Origin of the sequence: Mesotoga sp. Brook.08.105.5.1 (assembly GCF_002752635.1) — a bacterium.
In the GTDB taxonomy this organism is placed as follows: domain Bacteria; phylum Thermotogota; class Thermotogae; order Petrotogales; family Kosmotogaceae; genus Mesotoga.
The window spans coordinates 1-13327 of the sequence record NZ_AYTW01000006.1; the positions used below are offsets into that span (position 1 = coordinate 1).

The 13327-nt window shown below is 46.1% G+C and carries 13 protein-coding genes and 1 tRNA gene; 1 reads left to right on the forward strand and 13 read right to left on the reverse strand.

Features of this window, described 5'->3' with window-relative positions; all coding sequences use genetic code 11:
* Nucleotides 1-204: 204 nt before the first annotated feature.
* From V512_RS03185 to V512_RS03240, 12 genes are all read right to left on the reverse strand, one after another.
* Nucleotides 205-1476: a pitrilysin family protein gene (locus V512_RS03185; RefSeq protein ID WP_099829021.1), complete on the reverse strand. Its 1272-nt coding sequence runs from the start codon at nt 1474-1476 to the stop codon at nt 205-207.
* 7 nt (nt 1477-1483) lie between these two features.
* Nucleotides 1484-3667, reverse strand: a complete 2184-nt coding sequence (locus V512_RS03190; protein WP_099829022.1) for a polyribonucleotide nucleotidyltransferase — start codon at nt 3665-3667, stop codon at nt 1484-1486.
* A gap of 103 nt (nt 3668-3770) precedes the next feature.
* The gene (gene rpsO, locus V512_RS03195) at nt 3771-4031 is read right to left on the reverse strand and encodes a 30S ribosomal protein S15 (protein WP_099829023.1); all 261 of its coding nucleotides are present in this window, start codon (nt 4029-4031) and stop codon (nt 3771-3773) included.
* Nucleotides 4032-4200: 169 nt separating this feature from the next.
* On the reverse strand, nt 4201-5070 hold the full coding sequence (locus V512_RS03200) for an L-serine ammonia-lyase, iron-sulfur-dependent, subunit alpha (protein ID WP_099829024.1): 870 nt from the start codon (nt 5068-5070) through the stop codon (nt 4201-4203).
* Entirely contained in the window at nt 5067-5735 is a 669-nt protein-coding gene (gene sdaAB, locus V512_RS03205; protein WP_099829025.1) for an L-serine ammonia-lyase, iron-sulfur-dependent subunit beta, read from the reverse strand. Before sdaAB ends, V512_RS03200 begins: the two co-directional genes overlap by 4 nt.
* 59 nt (nt 5736-5794) lie before the next feature.
* Entirely contained in the window at nt 5795-7078 is a 1284-nt protein-coding gene (gene eno / locus V512_RS03210) for a phosphopyruvate hydratase (protein ID WP_099829026.1), read from the reverse strand.
* Between the two features lie 13 nt (nt 7079-7091).
* Entirely contained in the window at nt 7092-7793 is a 702-nt protein-coding gene (locus V512_RS03215) for a uridine monophosphate kinase (protein WP_099829027.1), read from the reverse strand.
* A gap of 46 nt (nt 7794-7839) precedes the next feature.
* Nucleotides 7840-8445, reverse strand: a complete 606-nt coding sequence (tsf, locus tag V512_RS03220; RefSeq protein WP_099829028.1) for a translation elongation factor Ts — start codon at nt 8443-8445, stop codon at nt 7840-7842.
* A 78-nt stretch (nt 8446-8523) separates the two neighbouring features.
* A complete protein-coding gene (gene coaD, locus V512_RS03225; RefSeq protein ID WP_099829134.1) occupies nt 8524-9000 on the reverse strand; it encodes a pantetheine-phosphate adenylyltransferase in 477 nt (158 codons plus the stop codon).
* A 62-nt stretch (nt 9001-9062) separates the two neighbouring features.
* Nucleotides 9063-9527 (reverse strand): Rrf2 family transcriptional regulator, encoded by a 465-nt coding sequence (locus tag V512_RS03230; protein ID WP_099829029.1) that lies wholly within the window; start codon nt 9525-9527, stop codon nt 9063-9065.
* A 2-nt stretch (nt 9528-9529) separates the two neighbouring features.
* On the reverse strand, nt 9530-10441 hold the full coding sequence (gene ftsY, locus V512_RS03235; RefSeq protein WP_099829030.1) for a signal recognition particle-docking protein FtsY: 912 nt from the start codon (nt 10439-10441) through the stop codon (nt 9530-9532).
* Nucleotides 10441-12183, reverse strand: a complete 1743-nt coding sequence (locus tag V512_RS03240) for a proline--tRNA ligase (RefSeq protein ID WP_099829031.1) — start codon at nt 12181-12183, stop codon at nt 10441-10443. The genes ftsY and V512_RS03240 overlap by 1 nt, the downstream gene beginning before the upstream one ends.
* A 120-nt stretch (nt 12184-12303) precedes the next feature.
* Here V512_RS03240 and V512_RS03245 point away from each other — a divergent pair, with 120 nt between their 5' ends.
* Nucleotides 12304-13152: a purine-nucleoside phosphorylase gene (locus V512_RS03245; protein WP_099829032.1), complete on the forward strand. Its 849-nt coding sequence runs from the start codon at nt 12304-12306 to the stop codon at nt 13150-13152.
* Nucleotides 13153-13175: 23 nt separating this feature from the next.
* Here the strand turns inward: V512_RS03245 and V512_RS03250 are convergent.
* Nucleotides 13176-13250, reverse strand: a tRNA-Val gene (locus V512_RS03250).
* Nucleotides 13251-13327: the final 77 nt, after the last annotated feature.

Genomic DNA, 13327 nt, shown 5'->3' on the forward strand with positions numbered 1-13327 from the left:
TCAAACCCTCCATCCATGACTCATCTTTTTCGAAACTCGCTGGATTGCTATCCATTTTTCAATGACCCTTCTTCCTTCGCTCGCTCTTCCCGCTAACGCTAACTTCGCGTCAGCAATTCCTATATTACCAGTACCCCTACCCGCTGTCAAGTTACAGGTTCGTTTCCTCTAACTCCTTCTTATAGTGAATTCATGCGGATTGGCTCAAATCTCAAAGCTCTCTTCTGAAAGGAATGTTGACTGCTGCTTCTTTTCAGGGAGAAGGAGGGAGACATTCCATTTGCCGGCAATATACTTCTTGATCGAAGCATTCACATCATCAATCGTGAGACGGTCTATCCGTGCAATCAAATCTTCTAGAGAATCGGGCTTCCCGCAAATCACTACATCATCCAGGAATCTGCTGAGAGTCAGGAGCGTTCCTTCCGTGGACATCAGCAGTTTGCCCCTCGCCCTTTCTTTTCCGTAGTTAAACTGAGCTTCCGTTGCTCCATGGACGATCAGCCTATCCATTTCCTTTTTCAATGAGCTTACAAGATTATCGAGGTTCTTCGGACTTGTGGTGGCATTTATCATAATGGCTCCAGAATCAGCGTAAGAAACGAACTCCGAACTAATATTGTACACCATTCCCAGTTCTTCTCTAATGTTGTGAAAGAGTATGGAACTCATACCACTACCAAAGAGGGTGTTGAAAATCTTGAACGCATCAAAATCCGCTTTGTTTTTCCTGCCTGGGGCATCTCTTGTCAGCAAAATGTGAACCTGCTGAAGGTCCTTCCTTCTTTCGACAATCCAGAGAGGTTCGTCAGCAATCACCGGAGATTTCGCTGCAGATGTATGACCGTTGCTCTTCATTGAGAGAAGTTTATCTTCCACATTTCTCAGCAACTCATCGCCGTAATTGCCTGAGACTGCAAAGATCGCGTTGTTAGCCACATAGTTTTGGCCGTAGAAGTCGGAGACTTTACTCCTTTCCAGCCCTTCTATCGTTTCTTGATAACCAAGGATCGGCCTACCAAAATCCCTATCCCATACTTTCTCAATAGTCATGTCGTATATTCTGTCGTATGGGTCGTCCTCGGCAGAGGCTATCTCCTCGAGAATTACGCCTCTTTCGAGATCCAGGGACGGTTCATCGAAACGGGGCGAGGTGATCAGATCAAAGAGGATCTCCATAGCTTCTAGAGAATATGTATCTGGGACCTTTGCGTAATATACTGTAGAGACTCTCCCGGTGTATGCGTTGAGACTACCACCTATTCTCTCTATCGGTTCCTTGATTTCGAATGCGTTTCTTTTGAGAGTTCCCTTGAATAGAGCATGTTCTATGAAATGGGAAACTCCGCTGATGGCATCATCTTCATCAGCGGAGCCTACCTTCATTGCGAAAGCCATTGAGACGGTTCTCGTCTCTTCCTTTCGCTCTCCAATAATAACTGCACCATTTGGCAGTTCAATATAGTGATTATTCATCAACTTCCTACTTTCTGTTTCGATCTCCTCGATTTCTGTCGTTTCTGGGACTAGGTCTTCTGTTGTCTCTCCGCTTATCTTCGGTAACCTCTACACCTTCGAGTTTCAGACTTATCTTGCCCATTTGATCAGTCCCTGCAATCTCAACCGGAATAGTGTCACCAACTTTGTGCTCTTTCAAGAAGTCCTTTCCGTTAGCGCCCATCTTCGAAATATGAAGAAGACCGGTCTTTCCTGGTGCGAGCTCTACAAAGAATCCGTAGGCTTCTGCTCTAGTGATCTTTCCTTCAAAGAGTTGTCCGGGTTTGACTTCAGATATTATCGCGTCAATAACCTTCTCAAGCTGGTCAAGCTTCTCTCTATTGCTTCCAACGATTTTCGCCTGGGACTTTTCGTCATCTATGAAGATAGTCGAGTCATACTCGCTAGAGAGTTTCTTTATTACCTTTCCTCCAGGTCCGATTATTTCTCCGATCTTCTCGTATGGTAGGTTGATTGTTCTGATAATTGGAGCATAGTCAGAGACGAATTTCCTCGGTTCTGAGATAGCTTCATTCATAAGGTCAAGAATCTTCAACCTCGCAAGTTTCGCCTGGTCTAGTGCCTTTGTCATTATTTCGCTGGAAACTCCCGAGACCTTGACGTCCATCTGGAAGGCTGTGATTCCGTCGCGTGTGCCTGTCACCTTGAAATCCATGTCGCCCATGTGATCTTCATTTCCAAGAATATCGGTGAGAACGACGGTTTTCTCCGGTTCCTGAATCATACCCATTGCCACTCCCGCAACATGCTTTTCCATTGGAACTCCTGCAGCCATCAGTGCCAGTGATCCAGAACATACCGTGGCCATCGAAGAGGAGCCATTCGATTCAAGAACTTCAGAGACAACCCTAATTGTGTAGGGGAAAGATTCACCTTTGGGAACGATGTTCTTGAGGGATCTCTCCGCCAGATGACCATGTCCTATTTCTCTCCGGCCGGGGCTGCGAAGCCTCTTGACTTCTCCTGTGCTGAAGGGAGGAAAATTGTAGTGAAGCATAAACGACTTAGAACCCTCTTCAAACATAGTATCGACGATCTGTTCATCCATCGTGGCTCCGAGAGTGACAATACCAAGACTCTGAGTTTCGCCTCTAGTAAAAAGAGCGGAACCATGAGCCCTTGGAAGAAGATCGAGTTCAATGGTGATTGGACGGATTTCGTTGTGTTTTCTGCCGTCCATCCTGACATCGTCTTCTATAACTCTCTTTCTCATAACTTCTTTTTCTATGTCGTGAAAGAGATTTTTGACAAAACCAATATTCTCGTCGATCTCTTCTTCAGACCACGTCTCCTTTGCCTTTTCAATGAAGAGATCAATTAGCTCGTCTCTGTATGTCTTCAGAGCTCTATCCTTGTTTTTCTTGCCGGAGGTTAGCATGATCTCGGCAAGCTTCTCTCTGTCCACCATTGCATTGAATGGTTCGAGGAAGCCCTCAGGAGCGACGGGGATTTCTGCTTCCCATTTTTCTATCTCGAACTCGCTTATGATTTCCTTCTGAAAGGCCACAAGAGACTTAATCGCTTCATGAGCAGCTTCCAAAGCTCCAACCATAACTTCTTCGGAGACTTCTTTTGCCTCTCCTTCAACCATCGCGACTGCGTTCTCGGTTCCCGCAACTACTATATCGAGTTCTGATCTGTCAAGCTCTTCTGCGGAGGGGAAGATTACGTATTTTCCATCAATGTAGCCTACCTGAACTCCCGCAACGATTCCTTCGAAGGGAATAGGCGAAATATTCAGTGCCAGTGAAGAGGCCGTTATTCCCCAAATGTCGGGAGGATTATCCGGATCGGCCGAGAGAACGGTTATGATAACCTGGATCTCGTTTCTCATTCCATCAGGAAAGAGAGGTCGGATAGGTCTGTCAATTATTCGCGCAGAGAGAACCGCGTTGTCACTAGGTCTACTCTCTCTTTTTAGAAACCCCCCCGGAATCTTTCCGGCGGCATAGAACTTCTCCTGATATTCAACAGTTAGCGGTAGAAAGTCAGTTCCGGGCATTGCCTTCTCATTTCCATTTACTGTAGTAAGCAAGACTGAATCGGCATATCTTAGAACAACGGCACCGTCCGCCTGCTTAGCCATCTTCCCGTTTTCTATAACGAGTTTCTGGCCGAAGAATTCCCTTTCCCATCTCTTGTAACTCACAATAACACCTCTTTTTTCAATTCATCAAATAACCAATTATATCAGCTGTGTGAAATCCACGCAAAAAAGGAGCGGTATCCCGCTCCCAGCGATTTCTACTCTATCAACCTCTCAGCCCGAGTTTGCTTATTAGTTCGAGATATACTTCAGGCTTCTTGGTCTTTATGTATCTCAACATCTTTCTTCGTCTTCCGACAAGCTTTAGAAGTCCTCTTCTGGTATGAAAATCCTTTGGATGCTTCTTAAGATGCTCGGTAAGATGCCTGATTCTTGCAGTCAATATTGCAATCTGTACTTCGGTTGAACCGGAGTCGTTTTCGTGGATCTGGAATTCCTTTACCAATTCTTGTCTGTTGACTTCCATGTATCTGCCTCCTAATATAATCCTCATATCCAGGAATGGGCTGCGCCTCAAACCGAGAATAGGGCAAGGCAATTCTAAACCTATCAGGCATTATTGTCAACTCTCCGATTTTGAATAGATTCTATTTTGATGCATTAACTCTCTCTTGAGTAGATTTAATTATGATGCATTACGCTCCGCCCAGGAAATCCGCTACCATCTTCTTTGCCGTCGGAGTAATTGCAATTCCTCCTCTGGCAGTCTCTTTAAGCTCTTCAGGCAATCTTCTTCCTACTCTTCCAAGAGAGTCTGCAACTTCTTCAAAGGGGATGGCAGACTTTATTCCGGCTAATGCAAGCTCCGCCGCGGTGAAAGCTATCGATACACCAAAAGCATTTCTTTTAACGCAGGGAATCTCTACGAAGCCACCAACAGGATCGCAGACTAGTCCTAGCAATGACTTCAGAGCGAGAGCGGGGGCGTTTTCCAGTGCATCGTATTCCTCGGGGTGTGTTGCATAGATTATCGCTACAGAAGCCATCGCAGTGGCAGTTCCCACTTCTGCCTGACAACCGGACATTGCTCCGGAAATGGAAGCCCTTCTCTTGATCCTTTCTCCAACTGCTCCGGAAACGAGCAAAGCATTCCCAAGGGTGTCAAGATCAATACCCAGATTCATATGAAGTGAGAGCAGCGCTCCCGGAACGACTCCGCATGCTCCCGCGGTTGGGCAGGCCACTATTTTTCCCATACTGGCGTTATGCTCCGACATGGAGAGTGCAATTCCGACTCCCGAAAAGACTAGCGGGCTTAGAAACTCAGGGGTATGGTTCCTTGCCTTCGCATCGTTATCTCCAACCCAGCCGGTAAGAGACTTCTCAGGCCTGTCGAGTCTGCTATGATAGGAACCCAGCATTTCTCTTACTAACTCTTTCGCAGTCTCTTCAGCAGCTTTCGGATCGTTCCCCGTATTCATCATATACCAATCGGAAACCACTTTATGTAGCGGAGTCCTCGAATCTTTTGCGGCCTTCACAAGATCTTCGAACTTCATTATCATATTGACGAATCTAGCCTTTCGAGATAGGATACTTTCTTTACTACGTGCAGCCTCTTGATTGCACTTAGCAAGCTTTCGTCTGGTTCATTATCGAGTTCAACGACGCAAAGGGCCTCTCTTCTGAAAGGGTCAACCCTTGAGAGGAAGAGATTGCTGATGTTCATATCGCTTGAAGAGATCTCACCTACTATCTGGGACAGTGCCCCAGGGACGTCAGAGTTCAAGATTACGAAGGAAGGGTACTTACCAGAGACGTCAGTATCAAAATCATTTATCGAAGTGATCCTTATCGAACCACCGCCAATCGAAGCGCCGGTCATGCTAAGAAATAGCTCTCCAGTACTTCCGTTTATCCTAACTGTGTTTGGATGAAGATCGCCCATATCTTCTTCCTCAAATGTGAAGTAAATTCCCTTTTCTTTGGCAATCCGGAAGGAATCTCTTAGCTGCGGGTCGGACTCCTTTATTCCCATTATGCCGCCTATGAGGGCTCTATCGGTTCCGTGTCCCCTGAAGGTTGCATACAGGGGAGAATTGAGGACAAACCCAACCTCCGTAGGTGTTCTAGCAAAGAGGGATCTGAAGGCTCTGCCTAGCCTAGCCATACCTGCCGTATGAGAACTCGACGGACCGACAATTGCCGGCCCAATTATGTCTAGCAACATCTTTCTGCCTCCAATGAAAACGCGGAACCGTTACGGTTCCGCGTCACCATATATATTGGTCAAAGATTATAAAAGGAGCTCTTTCCTCTATACTCGGCCTGCTCACCAAGTTCTTCTTCGATCCTCAGAAGTTCGTTGTACTTTGCTATCCTATCCGTTCTTGAAGCAGAGCCGGTCTTTATCATACCTGTATTAGCTGCGACGGCGAGATGAGAGATGAAAGTGTCTTCGGTCTCGCCTGAGCGATGAGAGATCACGCAAGTCATCCCGTGCTTTTGCGCATACTCTATTGTGTTTAGAGTCTCAGTAACGGATCCGATCTGATTCAACTTAATGAGGATCGAATTGGAGGATTTTTCTTTCACTCCTCGCTCCAGTCGCTTGATGTTTGTCACGAAAAGGTCGTCTCCAACAATCTGAATAGTGTCTCCAATTTCTCTCGTGAACTTTGCGAAGTTTTCCCAGTCCTCTTCGGCAAAGGGATCTTCAATCGAGATTATTGGATATCTCTTCGTAAGATTTGAATAGTATTCAATGAGCTGATCAGGTGTCAGTTCATTTCCATCGACACTGTATAGACCTCTTTCTTCACTGTAAAATTCATTTGCTGCGCAGTCGAGAGCTATCATTATCTCTTCGCCCGCTTTGTAGCCGGCCGCGTCAATTGCGTTGATTATGTATTTCAGCGCAGCTTCGTTGTTCTCAAAACTAGGCGCAAAGCCACCTTCATCGCCCACAGCCGTCACGTGACCGTTATCCTTGAGTATCTTCTTGAGATTGTGGAAGACCTCGACGCCAGCTCTGAGGGCATCCTTGAAATGACTGAATCCTGCAGGAACTATCATGAACTCCTGAATATCAAGGTTGTTGTCGGCGTGTTTGCCGCCATTCACAATATTCATGAAAGGAATAGGAAGTGCTTTGGCATTGACGCCGCCAAGATACTTATAAAGAGGAGTATCTATGCTGTCGGCAGCGGCTCTGGCAACGGCCATTGACACTGCAAGTATCGCATTGGCCCCCAGCTTGTCCTTGTTTTCTGTCCCGTCAAGCTCAAGAAGAGCAGTATCCACGGTGATTTGGTCAAGTGCGTTCATACCGACAATCTCTGGAGCTATCACTTCGTTAATATTCTCAACTGCCTTGAGGGTTCCCTTCCCGAGGAATCTTTTCTTATCCCCATCTCTGAGCTCTAGGGCCTCAAACTTGCCTGTCGACGCTCCCGAAGGGACGATTGCTCTTCCATGACCGCCGTCATCCAACCAAACTTCGGCTTCAACCGTAGGTGTTCCCCGTGAGTCCAGAACCTCTCTCGCTATTAGATCTACAATTTGAGCGTACATTCTTCCACCTCCACTAGTCAGGTAAAACCACCGTACCTGTTTTCCCGCCTATTATAGCATCGAACAGATTTCCCTTGATAAAGAAATCGATAACTCTTACCGGCAGGCCATACCTCTGGCAAATAGAAAAGGCCTCCATATCCATCACGTTGAGCCGATCGCGTATTGCTTCGGAAAAAGTTGTTCTATCGATCTTCTTAGCATCTCCGTTCAATTTCGGGTCTTTGCTGTAAACCCCGTCAACCTTCGTGCCCTTTATAAGAACATCCGCAGCAATCTCCACTGCCCTGATGGCCGCCGCCGTATCGGTTGTGAAGAAAGGCAGATATGTTCCTCCGCCAAAAACGACAACCTTTCCATTATTCAGAGCACCTTCGATAATATCGTATCTGTGTTCAACGAGAGACGGAAGTCCAGCTGCTGAGGATACCGCAATTGCTTCAAGTCCATTCATACATAGTAATTCTTTCAAATAAAGAGAATTCATTATCGTGCCAAGAATACCTAGCTCATCGGCTCTGGAACTCCTCATCTCCGACAGGTCCCGGCCACGGACAATGTTACCCGCGCCGATTACTATCGCTAGCTGAACACCCTTTTCTATAACGGGTTTTAGCTCTTCAATCAAGTACTTTGCCATCTCTGAAGCAAAGCCTCTACCACCTTCTCCGCTCAAGACCTCGCCGCTGAGTTTCAAGAGTACTCTCCTATACATAAGCACCTCCAATAAAAAAGGTGAGCACCGGGCTCACCTTCCTAACTCAATTTTCTGACTCTCCGACTTGCCAGCGGACGAATCTGCTGAGCTTGATGTTCTCTCCGGTCTTCGCAATAAGCTCAATAAGAAGATCATTTATCGTTTTCCCGCTTTCAAATACGTACTCCTGTTCGAGAAGACAGTTGTCTTTGTAGAAACTCTCGAGCTTGCTCTCAACAATTCTTTCAACAATATTGGCGGGCTTTCCGCTTTCTTTCATCTGCTCTGCATATATTTCCTTTTCTTTATCAATTACTTCTTGAGGCACGTGTTCTCGGGAGATGAATCTGGCTCCCATTGCTGCAAGCTGAAGAGAGATCTTATGCGCGAGTTCTTTGAATTCTTCCATTCTTGCCACAAAGTCCGTTACGCAGTTTAGCTCAAGTAGCACGCCGAGCTTGCCATTGTGATGAATATAAGAGTAAACGAGTCCCTCGGCCGTCTCTCTTCCCGAAACCTTATCTGCCTTGAGTATACCCTTCTTTCTCAGATAGTCCTTTGCCTGGTCGAAATCACCATCTGTTTCGACTAATGCTCTCTTGCAATCCATCATGCCTGCTTGAGTGGCATCACGGAGCTTTTTTACCATATCACTGGTAATATTTGCCATCTTTTAAGTCCTCCTCCACTAAAACTCCAAGGAAAATTATAACTCAGTTGAGCCGACATTAATTTCCGCGATGTTAAGTCATCTTCCGAGTTTCTTTCTGAACTCTTCTCGTACGCAGGGCGGAACCCATTTTGAAATATCTCCCCCGAACGCCGCAATCTCCCTCACCATGGACGAAGATATGAAGGAGTTTGTGGTCTCAGTCATGAGAAAGAGGGTTTCAAGTTCAGGAAGCATTGCTTTGTTCGCGTGGGCCATCTGAAGTTCTAACTCAAAGTCAGACACAGCCCTAAGACCACGAATGACTACCTTAACATCATTTTCTCTGGCAAAATCAACGAGTAGACCGCTGTGAGTTGTTATTGTAACATTTCTTAGATGAGACACTCCCCTTCTAACCATGCCAATTCTTTCTTCATGATTGAAGAAGTGTCTCTTGTTAACGTTTTCCATAACCAGTACAACAACTTCGTCGAAGATTTCGCTACACCTTTCGACTAAATCTATGTGTCCATATGTTATTGGATCGAAAGAACCTGGATAGACGGCTTTCATCTTCAAATAGCGCCAAGTCACTCCGATCATTTGGAGACAGGCGCCCCTCCTTTCATAGTCTGCTACTCAGGGTTCTCAAATATTTTATAGGATCCCGGGGGAGTCTCGCTAATCTTGTCGCCGTAAATAAGAAGATTTTCAAGCGTCATGGAACCCAATTCCCTCATCATTGCGTTATATAATTTAAACCATACATACTTTACGGTGCAGTCGGGATCTTCAAGACACTTGCCGTTCTGCTGAAGACAGGCATACGAGTTCATTGGTCGGTCGAGTTTGAGTATCACGTCTCTCAGAAGAATCTCATTGGCCGGTCTTGCCAAACAGTATCCTCCGTATCTGCCTCTCACTGCCTTTATTATTCCAGCCTGTCTCAACTCTCCGAAGATCTTCTCCAAGAAGTCTCTTGGGATCTCATTACCCTGAACGATCTCCACAAGCGAGAGCTTTTCCTTTCCTTCGCGGGCCGACTTCGCCATCTTATAAAGCGCTCTCAGTGCATAACTGCTCTTCAGCGTAAAACCCATGCTTATACCTCCTCTGAACCCTCTTCTCCGGAAGATAGAAGGGCGTTCACGAATTCCCTGCTGTCGAAAGGCTTCAAGTCGTCTTCCTTCTCTCCGACGCCTATGTACCTCACCGGTATTCCGAGTTCCTTGACGATTGCAAAGATTATTCCTCCCTTTGCAGTGCCATCGAGTTTAGTTAGCACAATTCCGGTAACGTCGACTGCCTCTTTGAACTTCTTTGCTTGCACCAGGCCATTTTGTCCAGTTGTGGCATCCAGAACAAGCAAAACTTCACTCGGAGCTCCGGGTGATGCCTTTCCGATCACTCTATGCACTTTCTTCAGTTCTTCCATTAGATTGCTTCGAGTATGCAATCTCCCCGCAGTGTCGATTATGACGATATCTTTCCCTTTGCTCACCGCATGATTTATCGCGTCGAAAGCAACCGCAGCTGAGTCTGCTCCTTGACCCTGGCTGATGAAATCAACATTCGCCCTCTCACTCCAGATTCTCAGCTGTTCAACCGCAGCAGCTCTGAACGTATCACAAGCTGCGAGTACAACTTTGTTTCCTTTTCCGGAGTAAAGCTTCGAAAGCTTTCCTATTGTCGTGGTCTTTCCTGTGCCGTTTACACCTACCACAGAGACCACGTGCGGTTTTGCCTGTGGAACTTCAAATGGTATGTCAAGAATTTCTATCAGCACTTCCTTCAGTACCTCTACGGGCTCTCTACCTTTCTCGGTTCTCTCTCTCAGAGCTTCAATTACCTCTTCGACAGTTTCAGAACCCATATCTGATAGTATAAGAAGCTCCTCTATTTCTTCAATAGCATCTGCATCAAGCGTTTCGAGAGAGAGGAGCTTCTTCACTCTCTTGAAGAAACTTTCTCTTGTTTTCTTTAGGCTATCCTTTAATTCAGAAAAGATACCCATCATTCGTTCTCCAATATGCTAACTGGTTTATACACTGACAACTCTTTCCTTATTTCCTCGAGAAGAAGGTTGAATCCTTCTTGGATACTGACTTCTAGCGGTTTCTTTTCAGTTCTGGCTTTGACCTCAACAATGCCCTGTTGAAGTTTCTTTCCCAGAGTCACTCTGATGGGAATCCCAATAAGATCGGCATCCTTGAACTTCATTCCGGGAGAGATATCTCTGTCGTCAAGGAGAACATCGTAGCCCTCCTTAATTAGAAGCCCATATATTTCCTCAGATTTCTTCAAGACATCAGGATCCTTAGCATTTACGGCAGTTATTATGATTTCAAATGGAGTGACAGACAGAGGCCAGATTATTCCGTTTTCATCGTGCAACTGTTCAACTACAGCACTTATTGTTCGCGAGACTCCCCACCCATAACAGCCCATAATATAATTAATACTATTACCCTGATCATCGGTAACATATCCGTTCATTTTCTCCGAATACTTGGTTCCAAGCTTGAAGATGTGTCCCACCTCTATGCCTTTCACGGACTTCATAGGGATTCCGCACTTAGGACACGGATCTCCCTCTGTCACCATTTTCAAATCATGCCAGGAGTCTATCTCGAAATCACGGCCGGGAAGAACTCCATGGTAATGGTACCCTTCCTTCAGAGCCCCACAAACGGCATTCTTCAGTCCTTTAATCGTTTTGTCCGCGATTATTGTAATGTTCTTGTTGAGCCCTATTGGGCCTACAAATCCTATCGGTACACCCAGCAGGTCCATCACTTCCTGTGGCGTTGCCATTACTAGCGTTTGATCCTCAAGAGTAGCCCTAAGTTTCGACTCGTTGAACTCTTCGTTTCCGCGAATCAAAGCCATATAATAGCCCTTTCTACCTTTATATATAAGGGATTTGACGATTTCCTTTGGAGTTACACTAAGACACTCCGCCACTTCATCGACGGTTCTCGAGTTTGGAGTTGGTACCAGCTGCAGCTCTGAGATCGGTCTCTCCTGAGATTCCTCTTTGAAAAGGTATTCGGCCTTTTCGTCGGAGGCCGCATAACCGCAGTCGCAATATAGCAGTGTCGATTCTCCGTAGTCCGCGAGAACGTTGAACTCGTGAGACTCGTTACCTCCAATTGCGCCTGAATCGGCTTCAACAACCAGAAATTCGAGTCCTATTCTCTCCAAGATCCTGCTATACGCTCCATAAAACTGTCTATATGTTTCGTCAAGAGAAGTCCATGAATCGTGAAAACTGTAGGCATCCTTCATCAGGAACTCTCTTGATCTCATGAGGCCGAATCTAGGGCGAATTTCATCTCTATACTTCATCGCGATTTGATAGAGTGAAACAGGGAGCTGCTTGTACGACTTGAGTTCATTTCTAAGCAAATGAGTGATGATTTCTTCGTGAGTTGGCCCTAGCGTGAAGAACCTCTCGTGCCTGTCCTGCATTCTCATCATTTCGGGGCCATAGTCGTCCCATCTGCCCGTCTCGTGCCATAATTCTGCCGGCTGTATGATTGGCATCAGAATCTCTTGAGAACCGATTGCGTTCATCTCTTGACGAACGATCTCTTCAATCTTCTTAAGAACCCGGAGACCAAGCGGAAGGAATGAATAGATACCGGCAGCAACTTTTCTGACAAATCCACCTCTGACAAGAAGTTTAATACTTACTAGGTCGGCATCGGCCGGAGCATCTCTTAATGTTGGAGCATAAAGCCGTGAAAACCTCATCAGATCTCTCCTCTCGAAATTCAGCTAATCAGGACTAATTCAGTGAGATTATAGCATAGTTCCTGCAAGCTGTTTGACGTTTTGATATAATAAAGTATATGACTTATAAGGAGGACGAGCATGAGTATTTCTGTACTTCAAGAAGAGCTCAGGGAATATGTTGAAAACGTAAAGAGAGCTGCTCGTTTCATTGAAAAGGAAGTTGAGCTGAAGCCAAAAGTTGCAGTGATTCTTGGCAGTGGACTTGGAGATGTTTCTAATAGCCTTGAGAACGCAGTATCAATTCCTTACGATGAGATTCCCGGCTTCCCGTTGTCAACTGCTCCCGGTCATAAGGGCGAGCTAACTTTCGGGAATGCCCTCCACCACAATGTGATGCTCATGAATGGACGTTTTCATTTTTACGAAGGTTACTCCATGAAAACTGTGACTTTTCCAATAAGGATAATGCAAGAACTGGGTGTAGAAGTACTTCTGATCACCAATGCTTCGGGCGGTTTGAACCCTGATTTCGAGGTGGGGAGAGTCATGCTGATAAAAGACATCATCAACTTCATGGGCGACAATCCTCTTATAGGTCAAAATGTCGATGAATGGGGTCCACGCTTCCCGGACATGAGCGATGCGATAGACAAAGATCTGTTGGACAAGGCGCTTATTTCTGCCAAAGAGCTTGGTATAGGCGTCTATGAAGGAGTTTATGTAGGTGTGGCAGGTCCGAATTTTGAGACTCCTGCGGAACTCAGAATGCTGAGACGATTCGGTGCGGATTCTGTCGGCATGTCGACCGTACCGGAAGTTATAGTTGCGCGTCACGCAGGTATCAGGGTGCTCGGCCTTTCTGCGATATCGGACAGAGCCGTTCCGGACGATTTGAAGCCTCTTACAGCCGAGGAGGTCCTTGAAATGGCTAAGAGGGCTGGAAGCGACCTGAGTAAGCTGATATTGAAGACTTTGGAAAAAATATAGGGAGAGACAATCTCTCTCCCCTCTGGTGGGTGCGGTAGGGATTGAACCTACGGCCTCTTCCTCGTCAAGGAAGCGCTCTTCCACTGAGCTACGCACCCGAACAAGATTGATTCTACCATCGTCTTAAGAGCGTTGTCAATACAATTAAGTCGCGAAGTTGATTTGGATTACGAAA